Source organism: Aeromonas sp. ZOR0001 (genome assembly GCF_000801015.1).
In the GTDB taxonomy this organism is placed as follows: Bacteria; Pseudomonadota; Gammaproteobacteria; order Enterobacterales; family Aeromonadaceae; genus Aeromonas; species Aeromonas veronii.
Genome location: NZ_JRJY01000074.1, coordinates 1 through 15,733, shown reverse-complemented (window position 1 = coordinate 15,733; position 15,733 = coordinate 1). Strand labels below are relative to the sequence as shown.

The window sequence follows — 15,733 nt, the reverse complement described above, 5'->3', positions numbered from 1 at the left end:
AGGGCCCATGGCAGAGATGATCTCCTTTCACCTGGACGTGGTGAGCGCCGAAGGAAAACTGTTTTCCGGTCGCGTGCAATCCGCTCAGGTATCAGGCTCCGAAGGTGAGTTGGGTCTCCGCCACGGTCATGCTCCGTTGCTGACTGCCATCAAGCCGGGCCTGGTCCGCTTGGTGAAGCAGAACGGAACTGAAGAGGTGCTGTACATCTCCGGCGGTATGCTGGAAGTACAACCTGAATCCGTGACCGTGCTGGCGGACACCGCGATTCGTGCTGACGACTTGGATGAGGCGAAAGCCCAGGAAGCCAAGCGCGCAGCCGAAGAGCGGATCCACAGCTCCCATGGTGATATCGACTACGCCCAGGCCGCCACCGAGCTGGCCAAGGCGATGGCTCAACTGCGAGTCATCGATATCGTCAAAAAGAATTACCGCTAATAACGGTGATGTAAAAAGCGACCTTCGGGTCGCTTTTTTTTTACCCGTTGGATAGACTCCGCCGAGTATTTCCTCATGTTCCAAAGGCCAATTTATGTCCCTCAACGTCGTGATCCTGGCTGCGGGTAAAGGTACCCGTATGCGTTCCGTTCTGCCCAAGGTACTGCACCCGGTAGCCAACAAACCCATGGTTTCCCATGTGATCGATACTGCCCGTCAGGTCGGTGCTGAGCAGCTGCATCTGGTTTATGGCCACGGTGCCGAGCTGCTGAAAGAGCGGATTGTGGCGGCCGACGTGAACTGGGTGCTGCAGGCGCAGCAGCTGGGGACAGGTCACGCCGTCGCCCAGGCCATCCCGTTCTGGAAGGATGAAGACGATGTGCTGGTGCTCTACGGCGATACCCCGCTGATCCAGCCCGAGACCCTGCAGCGACTGCTGGCTGCCAAGGCTGAAAACGGGATGGCATTGCTGACCGTGGTGCTCGACAACCCCACCGGCTATGGCCGTATCGTCCGTGAAAACGGTCAGGTAGTCGGCATCGTCGAGCAGAAGGATGCCAACGCCGAACAGCTGGAGATCCGTGAGGTGAATACCGGCGTGCTGGTGGCCAACGGGGGTCAGTTGCGCAGCTGGCTCTCCCGTCTGGACAACAAGAATGCCCAGGGGGAGTTCTACCTGACAGACGTGATCGCCATGGCGCACGCCGATGGCTGCCCGATTGCTGCGGTCCATCCGGAGCGTGCCGCTGAAGTTGAAGGGGCCAACAATCGGGTGCAATTGGCCCAACTTGAGCGCAGCTATCAGCAGATGCAGGCCGAGAAGCTGATGATCGCCGGTGCCACCCTGATCGACCCTGCCCGCTTCGATCTGCGCGGAACCCTCGAGATCGGTGAAGAGGTGGTGATCGACGTCAACGTGATTATCGAAGGCAAGGTAACCCTCGGCAACCACGTCCGTATTGGTGCCGGTGCCGTGCTGAAGGATTGTGTTATTGGCGATCACACCGAAGTGAAGCCCTACTCCATCGTTGAAGGGGCTCAGGTGGCGGATCAGTGCTCGGTCGGCCCGTTTGCCCGTCTGCGCCCGGGTGCCGTGCTGGAGCAGGATGCCCACGTCGGCAACTTCGTCGAGATGAAGAAGGCTCGTTTGGGGGTTGGTTCCAAGTGCGGTCATTTGACCTATCTGGGTGATGCCGAGATCGGAGCCGGGGTAAATATCGGTGCTGGTACCATCACCTGCAACTACGACGGGGTCAACAAATTCCAGACCATCATCGAGGATGATGTGTTCGTCGGTTCCGATACCCAGCTGGTGGCGCCGGTGCGCATCGGTAAGGGGGCGACTCTGGGGGCGGGTTCTACCATCACCAAGGATGTGGCCGAGAACGAGCTGGTGATCACCCGGGTGCCCCAGCGCCACATCAAGAACTGGGCTCGCCCGGTCAAGAAGAAGTGATGCCCGATCAATAAAATAGAACCGGCGCCTGATGGCGCCGGTTTTTTTGGCTTATGACTTATGGCTGGGGTCACTGGTCGATGAATGGGGGGCCGCCCATGTGGTGGCGGGTGTGCTGTAATCCATCACCTGATACCAGTCGAGCTTGCGGGTCAGCATCATGATCAGCGCCAGGGTGGCGAACAACAGCAGGGCGCCGAGCAGCAAGGCGATCTCTTCGGCCTGCAGCAGGCTGTAGAGGATGGCATAGACCAGCCCGAGCAGCGATGCGAAGCCGATCCCCTGTTTCGGGCCACCCAGCACATGACTGAGGTAGAAACCGTTGAGCAGTACGCTGGCCAGTGCGGCCACCAGATAGGCCCAGCCAAAGCCGAGGTGTTCGGTCAGGGCCAGCAGTACCAGATAGAAGATAGCCAGCCCCATGCCCACCAGCGCGTACTGGATCGGGTGAACCCGCAGCCCCTTGAGCAGCTCGAACATGAAGAAGCTGATAAAGGTGAGGCCGATAAACAGCAGGGCATATTTGGCCGCCCTCTCATTGAGTTGATAGTGATCCACCGGCTGCACCAGACTGACGCTGAAGCTGGGCAGATGTTTGGAGGCGCTTTGGATCATGTCAGGGAACTGATTCTCCATATCTGTGGCAAACCAACTTGTCTGCCAGTCAGCATTGAAACCTTGATCTTTTACTGTACGGGTGGTTGGCAGGAAATCGCCCAGGAAGTTGGGGTGGGGCCAGTTACCGGACAAGGTTAGTTTGCTGTCACGACCGACCGGAATCAGGGTGAATTTTTCCATACCCTGTAGGGAAATCTTTATATCGAACCACCCTCCTTGCTGTTGTTTGGTGGTTAGCGGGACATGCACGCCGGATCGGTTGCCAAGCCGTGCACCGGGGGTGACAGTCAGTAGCTCGTTGGCGAAGGTGATGGTTGGTATCTGAATGATGCCTCGAGCGTCGGAGACGATGAGGCTGAGATAGGGTTGGCCGGGTATGCTGTCACGTGGTGGCTGCCAATCAGGGATCGCTGGTAATTGGCCGGTTAGAGTGACGTTAGCCTGATACAGCTGGGCTTGGTAGATCCCCAGTTTGCGTGGCGTTACTTCCATATTCGCTGTGGCCGTTAACTGTTCTGGCAACAGGTAGCGATAGCGTGTCTCCACCTCTCTCCGAGTGTCCTTGCCATTGGTCAGGATCAGCTCTCTTGTATATGGGAGGACAATTACGGGGCCTATTAGGCGCTGCGGTCCACTCGTACTGGCCATTATCTGTTTGATGGCCTGACTGCGGTAAGCCTGACGCTCCCGGTTCAGCTCCATGATGGATTGCACCGGCACCATCAACAACAGGCTGAGCAACAGCAGCAGAAATATCTTGTGGGTGAATATCTGTTTGACCATGACACGTCTCCTTGTTGGATGGAGTGAGTCTGTCAGTCCGGCGTGAAGTGGTGATGGGCTTGTGTGAAGTGGCGGTGAACTGTTGAAAAACGGCGCCATCAGGCGCCGCGGGATTGTTCAGGGGCGGGAGCGCACCAACCGAGCGGCTTGGGCGAAACGATCGGTATGGCCGTCGATGAGTCCGTGCATAAAGTCGATGTAGTAGACCAGTTCCGGCATCTCCTCAATGGAGCTGGAGGTCCAGTAGGGGGCTGAATTTTCCCCGTTGTCATGGATATCGGAGAAGAAACGCGGGTCTGTCATCGGCGTCCGGCAATCTTCGTCGAGCAGGGTGAAGAACTCCTCGATGGTGGGGAGTCGCCACCCCTCGCCAAGGCGGGCAGCTTCATCTTTGGCTTCAAGCAGCGTCAGCAGGGCCGGTGTGCCCACGCACCCTTTCCCCTCCTGCCACTGGCTGCCGAGGCTGCACGCCTGCCATTCGAGGTGGTTTAGCCGATCATGGATGACTTCTCCCTGCCGACTCAGGCGGTCGGAGAGATCACAGGCAGCCAGCGCCATGATGGCCGGAAGCCAGAGCAGCAATAGAAATAATTTCATGTTTGTCTCGTTTACGAATGGCGGTCAGCCCGTCGCTGGTGGGCTGACCGTAGTTATCGGGGTTTATCTGGCGGGAAGCGAGCTCACTGCTTTTTAAGTTGTGCAGGCAGGGCAGCCAGTACCTCTTCTTTCGCCTTGAGGGAGGCGAACTGCTTGCCGGGCTTTTGCACCACGGTATGGACGAAGATCAGCTGTTTGCCCGGTTTGCTGGCCCAGCCGACGAACCAGCCGATCTGCTGATCGCGGTTGAGGCTGCCATCCAGCTTTTTCGGGTAGCCCATGCCGGTTTTGCCGTGGATCTGCCAGCCATCGATCTCGCTCACCTTGAGGATATTGGCGGTGTACTGCAGGGTCTGCGCAGAGACCGGAAGCTTGCCGCTCAGCATCTTGCCGAGGAAGCGGGCCTGCTCCTCCGGACTGATGGCGAGGCTGGAGCTGAGCCAGGCCTGGGTCAGGCCATCATGTTTGCCCGGATTACCGGAGAGATCCCGATTGCCGTAGTCGAAGCGGTCGACATATTGCTGGAAGCGCTCCATCCCCAGCCATTCGGTGATCTGCTGGGAGAACCAGACCACCGAGTAGGTTTCCCAGCGGCGCGGGGTGGTGGTTTCACGCCAGGCGGGCAGCCAGCCGTCATAGCTCGGTTTGTAAGGCAGTGCCGGATGCTCTTCATCCACCAGATAGCCACTGTCGTAACCCATCAGCGCCAGCGGGATCTTGAAGGTGGACGCGGGTGGCAGCTGGCTGGAGCAGTCCCCTTCGCTGGAGAGGGTCTGGCCGTTGCCGTCAGCATAGAGAAAGCAGCCGCTGGCGGCGGAGGCAGGCAGGGCTGCGAGCAGACCGGCAGCCAGCAGGCTGGAGAGAAGCAGGCGGGACATAGCATTTCCTTGAGCAAATGGATGAGAGAAAGCGGCAGTCTAATGCCGCTTTGTGTGGGGAATGTGAAGTTGCGGGGGGGCTAGGTGAATGGCAGCCAGAGTTCCGCCTGCGCGCCCCCTTCCGGCCGGTTGCTCAGGGTCAGACGGCCGCCATGCTGGTGGGCCACCTCATGGGCGAAGCTGAGCCCCAGACCGCTGCTCTTGCCCTTGTCCGGGCGCGGCAGGGAGTAGAAGCGCTCGAAGATGCGCGGCAGGGCGTAGTCGGGAATGCCGGGGCCGCTGTCGGTGACCCGAAAACAGTAGCCCTCCTCCTGCTGGCTGCCGCTCAGGGTGACTTGCCCGTTGGCGGGAGAGAAGTCGATGGCGTTGTCCAGCAGGTTGCCGATGGCCTGCTCCACCAGCAGTGGATCCCACTTCTGTTTCGGCGCGCTGGTCAGCTCGGCCACCAACGCGACCTGACGGCGCTGGGCAATGATCTGGCGGGCATCGAGGGTGCGCTTGCCCAGTTTTGCCGGTTCCACCGACTGGCGATCCAGCCCCTGCCCCGACTCCAGCCGCGCCAGTTGCAGCATTCGCTCGATCAGCTGCTGCATGCGGGCGGTTTCCAGATTGATGTTGCCGATAAACCGTTTGGCAACTTCGGGGGGCGGCGTTTCGGCCAAAATCTCCCCTGCCCCGCGAATGGCGGCCAGCGGGCTCTTCAGCTCGTGGGTCAGGCTGTGCACATAGGCTTCGATGTAGCTTTTGCCATCGAGCTGGTGGCGCATGGTCTCCAGCGAGCGGCCGAGCCGATCCAGCTCGACGGTGTGCAGCCGTGGCAGCGGTGCCGCCTCCCCCTTGCTGACCGAGTCGGCATAGTGCACCAGCTTGCCGATGGCGCGGTTGAGCCACCACACCAGCAGGCTGCCGATCAGCAGCGAGATAAGCAGCATCTGGCCGCCGGCCCGCAGCAGCTCCTGTTCCCCCCGTTCGATGGCAGGCATCAGGGTGCGATTGGGTTTGGCGACGGTGAGGGAGCCGATGATCTCGGCCCCTTCCCGCAGCGGCGCCGCCACATACATGGTCGAGCTGGCGGCATCCTCGGGATCGGTGCGGGTGCTGCGGGCGCCATACTGGCCGCGCAGAGTGCGGTAGACATCGTTCCAGCGGGAATAATCCTTGCCCAGATCCGTGCCGTCGGAGTCGTAAATCACCATACCCTTCTGGTCAGTGACATAGATGCGGTACTCCGCCTGCTGCTTGAGGTGGCCATCGATCATCGCATTGATGGGATTCTGGTTGAGGCGGGCGAAGGCGCTGGCCAACCGCCCGTTCATCATATTGCCCTCTTGCAGATCATCGAGGGCGAGCGGCGCCAGCAGCTGGGTCATGTCTACCAGAGTATCCTCGGTGGCGCTGCGCACTCCCGGTTTTATCTCCTCGACGAAGATTTCCAGCACGAACCAGGCGGCCAGCGCGAAGATCAGCAGCAGGCCGCACAGCAGTTGCAACCCGAGTCTCATGCCAGCTCCAGGCTGTAGCCCAGCCCGCGATGGGTGAGGATCAGGTTGGCTTCGGGATCATGTTCGCGCAGCTTGGCGCGGATGGTCTTGATATGGGTATCGACGGTGCGATCCAGGCTCTCTTCCGCATCCTGCCACACCAGATCCATCAGCTGTTGGCGGGAGTAGACCCGGCCCGGCGCAAGCATCAGGGTTTTGAGCAGCAGATATTCGTAGCGGGTGAGGGCCAGCGGCTGGCCGCGAAAGTGAATGCGGGCCCGCTCCTCATCCAGTACCAGCAGGGTGCTGGGCTGGGGGGCTACGGGCTGGCTGCGGCGCAGGATGACCCGCACCCGTGCACACACTTCCCGTGGCGAGAAGGGTTTGGCCACATAGTCGTCGGCACCGATCTCCAACCCGATCAGCCGGTCTATCTCCTCGCTGCGGGCGGTGAGGAACATCAGGGGGATATCGGTCAGCGCCCTCACCTGCTTGCAGAGTTCGAAGCCGCTGATGTCGGGCAGCCCCACATCGAGGATCAGGAAGTCGGGTCGCGTCTGTTCCAGTCGTGTCAGCAACTGTTGGCCCAGCATGAACCACTCCACCTCGAACCCGTCGGTCTGCAGGGCGTAAATCAGGGTGTCGGCGATGCTGGCCTCATCCTCCACCAGCCAGATGACTCTCTTTTGCATGGCATCCTCGTCGCAAATTGGCACCCCATTCTGGCATCGAACCAAATCGGATCCTATTTGCTGTTTTATTTTTCCGAAAAAGGGGCTAATATTTCGATGTTCTTTCGAATCGAAACTTAAAAATGACCAAACGTAATACTCAACAACGCCGACACACCATAGTGACCCTGGTACAAGAGCAGGGTGAAGTGAGCGTCGACGCCCTCGCCAAACACTTTTCTACCTCCGAAGTGACCATCCGTAAAGATCTGGCGGTACTGGAGACCGGCGGTCTGCTGCTGCGCCGTTACGGTGGTGCTGTCCCTTTGCCGAGCGAGATGGTGGTCGAGGTCAACCCTGAACAAGTTTCGAACCGAAAGTTAGCCATTGCCCGTGCGGCGGCCGAGCGGCTGCGTGATCACAACCGTGTCATCATCGACAGCGGCAGCACCACCAGCGCCATGATCCCCATGCTGGGCAACAAGCGCGGCCTCATCGTGATGACCAACTCCCTCAATGTGGCCGGTGCCCTGCGCGAGCTGGAAAATGAGCCTACCCTGTTAATGACCGGTGGCACTTGGGACCCTCACTCCGAATCCTTCCAGGGGCAGGTGGCGGAACAGGTGTTGCGCTCCTACGACTTCGACCAGCTCTTTATCGGTGCCGACGGTATCGACCCGGAACGTGGCACCACCACCTTCAACGAGCTGGTGGGCCTGTCGCGGGTGATGGCCGAGGTATCGCGGGAGGTCATTGTGATGGTCGAATCGGAAAAGATCGGCCGCAAGATCCCCAATCTCGAACTTCCCTGGTCGAGCATCCATACCCTGGTGACCGACGAGGGGCTGGCCAGCGAGGCCAGAGAACAGATTCAAGCCCAGGGGGTGACGCTTATCTGTGCCCCGGTCACTTGCTGACATCGAGCTCTGAACCATCCAACTGACTTTACGATTTGCATCTCAAGGAGAAGTGTATGTGTGGCATCGTCGGGGCTGTCGCCCAACGTGATGTGGCTGAAATTCTGGTAGAGGGCCTGCGCCGTCTGGAGTACCGCGGTTATGACTCAGCCGGTGTGGCCGTGTTCAGCGCCAACCAGCCGTTGCAGCGGGTTCGCCGTCTGGGCAAGGTGGCCGAGCTGGCCAAGGCGCTCGACGAGCAGTCCGTCCATGGTGGTACCGGCATCGCCCATACCCGCTGGGCCACTCACGGCGAGCCTTCCGAGCGCAATGCCCACCCCCACGTCTCCGAGCATATCGTGGTGGTACACAACGGCATCATCGAGAACCACGAAGAGCTGCGGGAAGAGTTGAAGGCGCTGGGCTATGTGTTCAGCTCCGACACTGATACCGAGGTGATTGCCCATCTGGTCCATCACGAGCTGAAGAGCGCCGGCAGCCTGCTGGCCGCCATGCAGACTGCGGTGAAGCAGCTGCGCGGTGCCTACGGTACCGTGGTGATGGATAGCCGCGACGACAGCCGCGTGGTGGTGGCCCGTTCCGGTTCACCGTTGGTGATCGGCCGTGGTATCGGCGAGAACTTTATCGCCTCCGACCAGATGGCGCTGCTGCCGGTGACCCGTCGTTTCATCTTCCTGGAAGAGGGTGATGTGGCCGAAGTGACCCGCCGTGACGTGCACATCTTCGATACCAACGGCAACGCCGTGGCGCGCGAAGAGCAGGAGTCTGAACTCTCCCACGATGCCGGTGACAAGGGTGAATACCGTCACTACATGCTCAAAGAGATCCACGAGCAGCCCAAAGCGATCACCAACACCCTGGAAGGGCGTCTGGGCAGCGATCACGTGGTGGTCGAATCGTTCGGCAACGGCGCGCGCGCCATCTTTGACAAGGTCGAGCACGTGCAGATCGTCGCCTGCGGCACCTCCTACCACTCCGGCATGGTGGCTCGCTACTGGTTCGAAGAGATCGCTGGCGTCTCCTGCGATGTGGAGATCGCCTCCGAGTTCCGCTATCGCAAGTCGGTAGTGCGCCCCAACAGCCTGCTGGTGACTCTCTCCCAGAGTGGCGAGACCGCTGATACCCTGGCGGCGCTGCGTCTGGCCAAGGAATCCGGCTATATGAGCTCGCTGGCTATTTGCAACGTGCCGGGCTCCTCGCTGGTGCGTGAATCTGATCTGGCCTTTATGACCCGTGCCGGTGCCGAGATCGGTGTAGCTTCCACCAAGGCGTTCACCACCCAGCTGGCTGGCCTGCTGATGCTGGTGGCCTCCGTCGGTCACTGCCGTGGCCACCTGAGCGCCGCCGCCGAGGCCGAACTGGTCAAGGCGCTGCAAGCCCTGCCGCTGCGTATTAAAGAGAGCCTGGCACTGGCCAAGGATATCGAAACCCTGGCCGAAGAGTTTGCCGACAAGCAGCACAGCCTGTTCCTCGGCCGCGGCAGCCAGTACCCCATCGCCATGGAGGGGGCGCTCAAGCTCAAAGAGATATCCTACATCCACGCCGAAGCCTATGCCGCTGGCGAACTGAAGCACGGCCCGCTGGCGCTGATCGATGCCGAAATGCCCATCATTGTGGTGGCGCCGAACAACGATCTGCTGGAGAAGCTCAAGTCCAACGTGGAAGAGGTGCGCGCCCGTGGCGGTATCCTCTACGTGTTCGCCGATGCTGATACCGGCTTCAAGAGCGACGAGACCATGCGGGTCATGAACCTCAACCATGTGGAAGAGGTGATCGCCCCCATCGTCTATACCGTGCCGCTGCAGCTGCTCTCCTACCACGTTGCCCTGATCAAGGGCACTGACGTCGACCAGCCGCGCAACCTGGCAAAATCGGTGACCGTTGAGTAAGTCACTTTCTGAAATGAAAAAGAGCCGCAATTGCGGCTCTTTTTGTTTCGGCTGAGGGTTACGACAGCCGCAGGTTGGTGATGGTGACCTCGTCGAGGGAGGGCACTATGATGCCGCTGGTGATCCCTTTGGCGATGGCCTGACTGCGGTTCTTTGAGTCGGTCTTGTTGGTCACCTGGGTCAGGTGAAAGTTGACCGTCCGCTCACTGATGCCGAGGATGGTGGCGATCTCCCAGGAGGTCTTGCCCTCGCTGGCCCAGAACAGGCACTCCTTCTCCCGATCCGACAGTTCGGTCAGGTACTTCATCATATCCGGTCTGCTTTTGATTAGTTGCAGTGCGGAGTTGAAGATGTAGCTGGCGCAGAATGACAGCAGCGGGACATTTTCAAACATCAGGTCGGAGTTGGATTTCTCCTTGGTGATGAAAGAGAGGATGCCGTGCTCCCCCTGCGGGGTGTGCAGCGGAAAGGAGACGCCATTGCGTACCCCGAAATCGGCGGCCAGGTTCATCACGTCGCGGCTGGCGCTGGGCAGCCAGGGAGAGTCGCAGTCGAGCTTGTTCCAGAAGATCGGCTGGGTCTGTTTCAGCCCCAGATAGACCACCGGATCCTGGGTCAGATACTGGTTTTCGCTATAGGCGTCAAACCAGGTGGTCGGACAGTTGTTGAACAGTGCCACGTGGGATTTTTGCATGCTGATGGGGAAAATAATCAGCAGCCGAAAGTAATCAAAGCCCATTTGATGACTGAAGCGCTCCAGCAGTTGCTGGATATCGCTGGTTTTTGTTGCCTTGGTGAACTTGTCGATATGTTCCCAGATCGCATCGTTGAGCATTACTTTCTCCTTTTTCGATCTCTATCACACTGATCGAAAAGATTTTTTATCGTTATTTATATTTGTGCGGTGGCTATTGGAGCCACTTATTCCGTGCGTGCTTAAAAATTATCCTGTTTTTGTGCATAAAGGCCAAGAAAATCCTCTCGTTGCCAGTCCGCCCTGCATTTGAGATAATGATAATAGTTATCATTAGTAAGATGTATTTCAATGAACAAATTATGGGGTGTGGCCCTGCTGCCACTGTCAGTCCACTTTGCTGCCATCGGGGATGAGCTGGTTGCTCCCGCCCTCAAGAACAGCATAGCTGCCGGGAAAGCCTCCCAGCAGCGAGTGGAAAAAGCCGCCGATGCCGCCGTTGCCGCACGACTGGAGCTGCAAAATGCCCAGCTGCAACTGCGTGACCTCGAAGCCTACAACCGCTACATGCAATCTCTGGTGGCCGATCAGCAAAATGAGCTGGGTAAATTGAGCCAGCAGCTTGAAGCGGTGCAAGAGACCCGTCAGGGCTTGATCCCGCTGATGTTGCAGATGCAGGCAGATCTGGAACAGCTGGTGCAAAACGACATCCCGCTACGCAAGGAAGATCGGCTGGCGCGGGTTGAACAGTTGAAAGCGACCCTGGCCCGCGCAGACGTTAGCGAGGCAGAGAAATTCCGTCAGCTGCTGCAGGCCTATCAGATTGAAGCCGAGTACGGCAGCCGGATGGACAGCTATTCCGCCGAGCTGGAGCTGGATGGTGCTCCGCGTCGGGTCGATGTGCTGGCGCTGGGTCGGGTCTCCCTGCTGGCGATGACGGCCGATCGCAGTCAGGCATGGCGCTGGTCTGCCGAGTCTAAGCAGTGGCAAGCCCTCGATAGCCAGTGGCTCTCCCCCATCGCCGAGGCGATGGATGTGGCCGCCGACAAGAAAGTTCCCCAGTTGCTCAATGTCCCCCTCTCTGTCAGCCGCAGTCAGGAGGCCCAATCATGAGAGTCACCATGAAGTGGTTCCCCCTCCTTATTGCCCTCTCCTGCGGTACCAACGCCGCTGTCGCCGATGAGTGGCAGCAGCAGGAACAGGCTCGTGAACAGCAGGCTCAGCAAGATCTGGCGACCGTAGCCAAGGAGCTCGGCACTGCCCGCGCCAGACTGGCCGAGGCCCAGCGCCTGAGCAAGGAGCTGGCTGGCAAGTTCGCCAGCAACGAGAAGCAGCTGGTCGAGCTTAACGCCCAGTGGGAGCAAGCCTCCGGCGACATGAACGAGATCTTCGCGGTCACCCGTCAGGGCGCCAGCGATGCGGTCAAGCTGCTGAGCGAATCCGCCGTCGAGGGCCAGTACCCGGAGCGTCTCGCCCCGCTGAAAGCCATGGCACAGGATAAACAGGTGCCGGATCGCGCCGCCCTCGCCCTGCTGCCCGCCACGCTGCTGCAGGAGATCCGCGAATCTGGCCGGATTGCTCAGTTCAACGGCAAGGTGCTCGATGCCCAGGGGGCTGCCAGCGAGCAGTCGCTGACCCGGGTTGGCAGTTTTGCCCTGCTGGGGAGCGAAGGCTTCCTGCAACCGACCGCCGAAGGCTTGAGCCCGGTGCTGGGTCTGCCCGGTAGCGTGCTCTCTGCCGTTGCGGCTTATCAGGGTCAGGAAGGGGAAGCGCTGCCGCTGGATCCTTCGCATGGCACTCTGCTGGCGATGCTGGCACAGGCGCCCACCTTCTGGCAGCAGGTACAACAAGGTGGTCAGGTCGGCGCCATTATCGTGCTGTTGGCCGCCATCGGTTTGGGTATCGCTGCGGTACGGCTGTGGAGCCTCTCCCGCGAACTGACTCTGGTGCGCCGCCAACTCAAGAGCGGCGAGTATCACGCCGACAACGCCCTCGGCCGGGTGCTGACAGTGGCGGACAAACACCCCGAGCTGAGCATGGAGACCCTCGAGCTGCGTCTTGATGAGGCGATCCTGCAGGAGACTCCTCGCATGGAGCGCGGCATCGGCATGGTCAAGGTAATCGCGGCCATCGCCCCCATGCTGGGTCTGCTCGGTACCGTAACCGGGATGATCGGCACCTTCCAGGCCATCACCCAGTTTGGCACCGGCGATCCCAAGATCATGGCGGGCGGCATCTCCATGGCGCTGGTCACCACGGTACAGGGTCTGGTTGCGGCCATTCCGCTGATCCTGGCCCACAGCCTGCTGCAATCGCGCTTCACCGAGCTTTCCAATGTACTGGAGCAGCAGGTAGCCGGCATTCTGGCCGAGCGCGCCGAGAGCAATAACGGCGGGATGGAGCGAGCAGCATGATGCTCGACATCTGGCAACAGTTGCAGAGCTTCATGGGCCGTGGCGGCCCTGTGCTCTGGGTCATTCTGGCCCTGCTGGTGCTGATGTGGATTTTGATGATCGAGCGGCTGCTCTACCTCAATCTGGGTTTTGGCCCCTTGCAGCAACAGCTGCTCGGCCGCTGGCAGGCCCGCAGCGAGCGTCACAGCTGGCACGCCCGAGCGATCCGCAGCCGCTGGCTGGCACAGGCGGAGCTGGAACTGAACCGTCATCTGATCTTCATCCGCACCCTGGTGGTGCTCTGCCCCATGTTGGGGCTGCTGGGTACTGTGACCGGCATGATCGGCGTATTCGATGCGTTGGCCGCGGCCAACCGCTTTAACCCGGAGAGCATGGCGGGCGGGATCTCCCGCGCCACTATCCCCACCATGGCAGGCATGGTGGTGGCGCTCTCCGGCGTGTTGTTACTCAGTCGGCTCGAGAGTCAGGCCAAGCGTGCGCTGGCCAAGACCCGGGACGGCCTGCGAGAAGAGAAGGTAATGCAATGAGACGGCAATCCAAACGCCAGCGTGACGAAGTGCAGATCGACATGACCCCCATGCTGGATATCGTGTTCATCATGCTGATCTTCTTTATTGTCACCACCTCCTTTGTGCGCGAAGCCGGACTCGAGGTACACAGACCCCAGGCCAGTCAGGCCAAGGCGCAGAAATCTTCCAGCATCATGCTGGCGATCGGGGCTCAGGGTCAGATCTTCCTCGACCGCAAGCAGATCGATGTGGAGCGGGTACAGGCCACCATCGTCCGTCTGCTGGCGGAGCAGCCCGATGCCAGCCTGGTGATCCAGGCCGACGAGCGAGTGCCCCATGGCAAGGTGGTGCGGGTTATGGATGAGGCCAAGGCGGCGGGTATCGCCAATATCGCCGTGGCGGTGGCGCCGAAATGAAATACAAGCTGATGAGCCTGGGGCTGGGGATCGCCCTCAGTCTGGGTATCCTGCTGTTTATGGCCACGCTGGTTGAACCGCCCCGGGGCGAGAAGGTGGCGAGCGAACAGAAGCCCATCGTCATCAATATGCAGAACGAGGTGACCGAGGTGCAGGTGCGCGAGCGTCCGGTGCCGCAGGAGCCTGAACCTCTGCCAGAGCCTCCTGCGGCATTGGCCTCCGCACCGCTGCCGATGCCTGCCGCGGCACCCTTGGCGGCCGTTGAGCCGAGTCTGGATCTGGTCTCCAGCCTCAGCGCGGTGCAGGTCTATGCCCCCGGTGTGGCGACCAGTACTGCACCGGTATTGAGTGGCAACTACCACGGCCAGCAGCAGGGGGCGGGTATCGGTGCCGGTGACATGCTGATGCCGCTGCAACGGATCGAGCCGGTCTACCCCTATCGTGCCCAGCAGTCAGGGATCGAAGGATTCGTCACCCTGCGCTTTAGCGTGAATGCCGACGGTGGCGTGCAGGATGTGGAAGTGGTCGAGGCCAAACCCAAGCGTCAGTTCGAGCGGGCGGCCATTCAGGCGATCAACAAGTGGCGCTATCAGCCGAGACCGGGCGCCACCGACAAGCTGGTGCAAGTCATCACGCTCAAATTCAAACTGGAGTCATAACTATGTTGCGGATCTGGATCTGTCTGCTTGCCCTGGTCGGCCAAGCCTGTCTGGCGATGGAGGTCAGCCCCCACTTCTCCCGTCAGCTTGAACCCGTGATGAAGCTTTATCAGTCCGGTCAGTGGCAACAAGCCCAGAGCAAGGCATCCGGCCTCAAGCCAAATAGCGATGCCGAGCGTGCCTGGCTGGCGCAGTTGCAAGCCTCACTGGCGGCCAACCTGCAACAGACCGCCCAGGCGAGCCGCTACGTCGAACAGGCCCTTGCCTATAAAGAGTGGCCCGAGCAGCAACAGCTCCAGCTGTTGCGACTGCGCGGCGATATTCAGGCCCAGCAATCCAACTGGTCTGGTGCCATCGCCAGCTACAAGGCGGCGCTGGCGCTCAAGCAAGACGATGCGCTGCGCCTGCGTCTGGCTGGTCTCTATTACCACAACAAGCAGTACGGTGACGCCGCCAGTCAGAGCGAACAGTTGTTGAAAAAGGGTTGGCAGAAACAGGCTGCCATCATTCGTCTCTCCGCCCTCACCGCTCAGCAACGTTATGGCGTGGCTGCCGATCAGGCGGCCGAGTTGATCAGCCACGAACCCAAAGAGAGCAAATGGTGGCAGCAGGCGGTGTCGCTCAACCTCTCCGCCAAACGTGGGGATCAGGCGTTGGCGCTGCTGCAGACTGCCATCGACAGAAAACTGATGGATGACGCGTCAGCCCGCAATCAGCTGATCCGTCTCTATGCCTGGCAAGGGCTGCCTTATCGTGGGGCCCGTCTGCTGGAAGCGGCCATGGCCAAGGGACAGATGAAGCAAAGTGCTGAAAACCGCCAACTGCTTGCCCAATTGTGGGAAGGTGCCCGGGAGTGGTCACAAGCAGTTGATAGCTGGCAGCAGCTGGCCAGCCTACATGGTCAGCCCAAAGCTGCCATGCGCGCCGCCGAACTGCTGCTGCAACAGGGCAAGACTGATGCTGCCATGATCCAGCTCGCCGCCATCAAGTCGGTAAAAGGCGAGCAAGGCAATCGTGCCAAAGCGCTGCTGGTGCAGGCACACCTTAATAAGGAGCAGTATGCCCAGGCGCTGGAACTGGCCCGAGAGCTGCAGCAGCAGGATAACTGGCAGCAGAAGGCAACCAGCTGGGTCAACTATATCCGGGCACAAAGCGAAGAGTTGAGCAAAAAAGCGGCGTAAAAGAGGTGCCAAGGGGCTGTTTTGGGGCGTTCAGTTCGCTTTTTCAGCAAACGAACGCATTTTTGCAAAAAGCTCTTGTCATCCCGGCGTGGCTCCCTATAATGCGCCCCTACCAGCACGGCGGAACACGCCGA

Annotated in this window: 16 protein-coding genes; 10 read left to right on the top strand and 6 right to left on the bottom strand. The window is 60.1% G+C overall.

Annotation, left to right across the window (positions count from 1 at the left end; genetic code table 11):
* Positions 1-7: 7 nt before the first annotated feature.
* The gene (locus tag L972_RS09300; RefSeq protein WP_005339345.1) at positions 8-436 is read left to right on the top strand and encodes a F0F1 ATP synthase subunit epsilon; all 429 of its coding nucleotides are present in this window, start codon (positions 8-10) and stop codon (positions 434-436) included.
* Between the two features lie 94 nt (positions 437-530).
* Positions 531-1,892, top strand: a complete 1,362-nt coding sequence (gene glmU / locus L972_RS09295; protein WP_047437757.1) for a bifunctional UDP-N-acetylglucosamine diphosphorylase/glucosamine-1-phosphate N-acetyltransferase GlmU — start codon at positions 531-533, stop codon at positions 1,890-1,892.
* Positions 1,893-1,943: 51 nt separating this feature from the next.
* Here glmU and creD read toward each other — a convergent pair whose 3' ends face one another.
* The 5 genes from creD to blrA all read right to left on the bottom strand — a co-directional run bounded on the left by creD (position 1,944) and on the right by blrA (position 6,941).
* Entirely contained in the window at positions 1,944-3,293 is a 1,350-nt protein-coding gene (creD, locus tag L972_RS09290) for a cell envelope integrity protein CreD (protein ID WP_047437755.1), read from the bottom strand.
* 117 nt (positions 3,294-3,410) lie between these two features.
* Entirely contained in the window at positions 3,411-3,890 is a 480-nt protein-coding gene (locus L972_RS09285) for an Lcl C-terminal domain-containing protein (RefSeq protein ID WP_047437753.1), read from the bottom strand.
* Between the two features lie 83 nt (positions 3,891-3,973).
* The gene (locus L972_RS09280) at positions 3,974-4,768 is read right to left on the bottom strand and encodes an OXA-12 family class D beta-lactamase OXA-912 (RefSeq protein WP_040068451.1); all 795 of its coding nucleotides are present in this window, start codon (positions 4,766-4,768) and stop codon (positions 3,974-3,976) included.
* An 80-nt stretch (positions 4,769-4,848) separates the two neighbouring features.
* Positions 4,849-6,270, bottom strand: a complete 1,422-nt coding sequence (gene blrB, locus L972_RS09275) for a beta-lactam sensor histidine kinase BlrB (protein WP_047437752.1) — start codon at positions 6,268-6,270, stop codon at positions 4,849-4,851.
* Positions 6,267-6,941, bottom strand: a complete 675-nt coding sequence (gene blrA, locus L972_RS09270; protein WP_047437750.1) for a beta-lactam response regulator transcription factor BlrA — start codon at positions 6,939-6,941, stop codon at positions 6,267-6,269. The genes blrB and blrA overlap by 4 nt, the downstream gene beginning before the upstream one ends.
* Positions 6,942-7,063: 122 nt before the next feature.
* On the opposite strand from blrA, the gene L972_RS09265 reads away from it, so the two are divergent.
* Together L972_RS09265 and glmS are read left to right on the top strand one after the other, a co-directional pair.
* Positions 7,064-7,837, top strand: coding sequence for a DeoR/GlpR family DNA-binding transcription regulator (locus L972_RS09265; protein WP_005355851.1), 774 nt, complete (start codon positions 7,064-7,066; stop codon positions 7,835-7,837).
* 56 nt (positions 7,838-7,893) lie between these two features.
* The gene (gene glmS, locus L972_RS09260) at positions 7,894-9,726 is read left to right on the top strand and encodes a glutamine--fructose-6-phosphate transaminase (isomerizing) (RefSeq protein WP_047437748.1); all 1,833 of its coding nucleotides are present in this window, start codon (positions 7,894-7,896) and stop codon (positions 9,724-9,726) included.
* Between the two features lie 58 nt (positions 9,727-9,784).
* On the opposite strand, the gene L972_RS09255 is transcribed toward glmS, so the two are convergent.
* Positions 9,785-10,561 carry a helix-turn-helix transcriptional regulator gene (locus tag L972_RS09255; protein WP_005357256.1) on the bottom strand — a complete coding sequence of 259 codons (777 nt, stop codon included), beginning with the start codon at positions 10,559-10,561 and terminating at the stop codon, positions 9,785-9,787.
* 210 nt (positions 10,562-10,771) lie between these two features.
* Here L972_RS09255 and L972_RS09250 point away from each other — a divergent pair, with 210 nt between their 5' ends.
* From L972_RS09250 to L972_RS09225, 6 genes are read left to right on the top strand one after another with little or no spacing between them, the layout of a single operon-like run.
* Positions 10,772-11,533, top strand: a complete 762-nt coding sequence (locus L972_RS09250) for a DUF3450 domain-containing protein (protein WP_005339362.1) — start codon at positions 10,772-10,774, stop codon at positions 11,531-11,533.
* On the top strand, positions 11,530-12,834 hold the full coding sequence (locus L972_RS09245; RefSeq protein ID WP_047437746.1) for a MotA/TolQ/ExbB proton channel family protein: 1,305 nt from the start codon (positions 11,530-11,532) through the stop codon (positions 12,832-12,834). Before L972_RS09250 ends, L972_RS09245 begins: the two co-directional genes overlap by 4 nt.
* On the top strand, positions 12,831-13,361 hold the full coding sequence (locus L972_RS09240) for a MotA/TolQ/ExbB proton channel family protein (protein WP_005339367.1): 531 nt from the start codon (positions 12,831-12,833) through the stop codon (positions 13,359-13,361). The genes L972_RS09245 and L972_RS09240 overlap by 4 nt, the downstream gene beginning before the upstream one ends.
* Positions 13,358-13,759: an ExbD/TolR family protein gene (locus tag L972_RS09235; RefSeq protein ID WP_047437744.1), complete on the top strand. Its 402-nt coding sequence runs from the start codon at positions 13,358-13,360 to the stop codon at positions 13,757-13,759. The genes L972_RS09240 and L972_RS09235 overlap by 4 nt, the downstream gene beginning before the upstream one ends.
* On the top strand, positions 13,756-14,418 hold the full coding sequence (locus tag L972_RS09230; RefSeq protein WP_047437742.1) for an energy transducer TonB: 663 nt from the start codon (positions 13,756-13,758) through the stop codon (positions 14,416-14,418). Before L972_RS09235 ends, L972_RS09230 begins: the two co-directional genes overlap by 4 nt.
* Before the next feature lie 2 nt (positions 14,419-14,420).
* Positions 14,421-15,599, top strand: coding sequence for a hypothetical protein (locus L972_RS09225; RefSeq protein ID WP_047437740.1), 1,179 nt, complete (start codon positions 14,421-14,423; stop codon positions 15,597-15,599).
* Positions 15,600-15,733: the final 134 nt, after the last annotated feature.

Excerpts from the sequence above, each read along its gene's own strand:
- L972_RS09240 (WP_005339367.1), top strand. The coding sequence starts at position 12,831 with ATGATGCTCGACATCTGGCAACAGTTGCAGAGCTTCATGGGCCGTGGC.
- L972_RS09250 (WP_005339362.1), top strand. The coding sequence starts at position 10,772 with ATGAACAAATTATGGGGTGTGGCCCTGCTGCCACTGTCAGTCCACTTT.
- L972_RS09280 (WP_040068451.1), bottom strand. The coding sequence starts at position 4,768 with ATGTCCCGCCTGCTTCTCTCCAGCCTGCTGGCTGCCGGTCTGCTCGCA.
- L972_RS09265 (WP_005355851.1), top strand. The coding sequence starts at position 7,064 with ATGACCAAACGTAATACTCAACAACGCCGACACACCATAGTGACCCTG.
- L972_RS09255 (WP_005357256.1), bottom strand. The coding sequence starts at position 10,561 with ATGCTCAACGATGCGATCTGGGAACATATCGACAAGTTCACCAAGGCA.
- L972_RS09230 (WP_047437742.1), top strand. The coding sequence starts at position 13,756 with ATGAAATACAAGCTGATGAGCCTGGGGCTGGGGATCGCCCTCAGTCTG.
- L972_RS09235 (WP_047437744.1), top strand. The coding sequence starts at position 13,358 with ATGAGACGGCAATCCAAACGCCAGCGTGACGAAGTGCAGATCGACATG.
- glmU (WP_047437757.1), top strand. The coding sequence starts at position 531 with ATGTCCCTCAACGTCGTGATCCTGGCTGCGGGTAAAGGTACCCGTATG.
- creD (WP_047437755.1), bottom strand. The coding sequence starts at position 3,293 with ATGGTCAAACAGATATTCACCCACAAGATATTTCTGCTGCTGTTGCTC.
- L972_RS09285 (WP_047437753.1), bottom strand. The coding sequence starts at position 3,890 with ATGAAATTATTTCTATTGCTGCTCTGGCTTCCGGCCATCATGGCGCTG.
- blrB (WP_047437752.1), bottom strand. The coding sequence starts at position 6,270 with ATGAGACTCGGGTTGCAACTGCTGTGCGGCCTGCTGCTGATCTTCGCG.
- blrA (WP_047437750.1), bottom strand. The coding sequence starts at position 6,941 with ATGCAAAAGAGAGTCATCTGGCTGGTGGAGGATGAGGCCAGCATCGCC.
- L972_RS09245 (WP_047437746.1), top strand. The coding sequence starts at position 11,530 with ATGAGAGTCACCATGAAGTGGTTCCCCCTCCTTATTGCCCTCTCCTGC.
- L972_RS09225 (WP_047437740.1), top strand. The coding sequence starts at position 14,421 with ATGTTGCGGATCTGGATCTGTCTGCTTGCCCTGGTCGGCCAAGCCTGT.
- glmS (WP_047437748.1), top strand. The coding sequence starts at position 7,894 with ATGTGTGGCATCGTCGGGGCTGTCGCCCAACGTGATGTGGCTGAAATT.
- L972_RS09300 (WP_005339345.1), top strand. The coding sequence starts at position 8 with ATGGCAGAGATGATCTCCTTTCACCTGGACGTGGTGAGCGCCGAAGGA.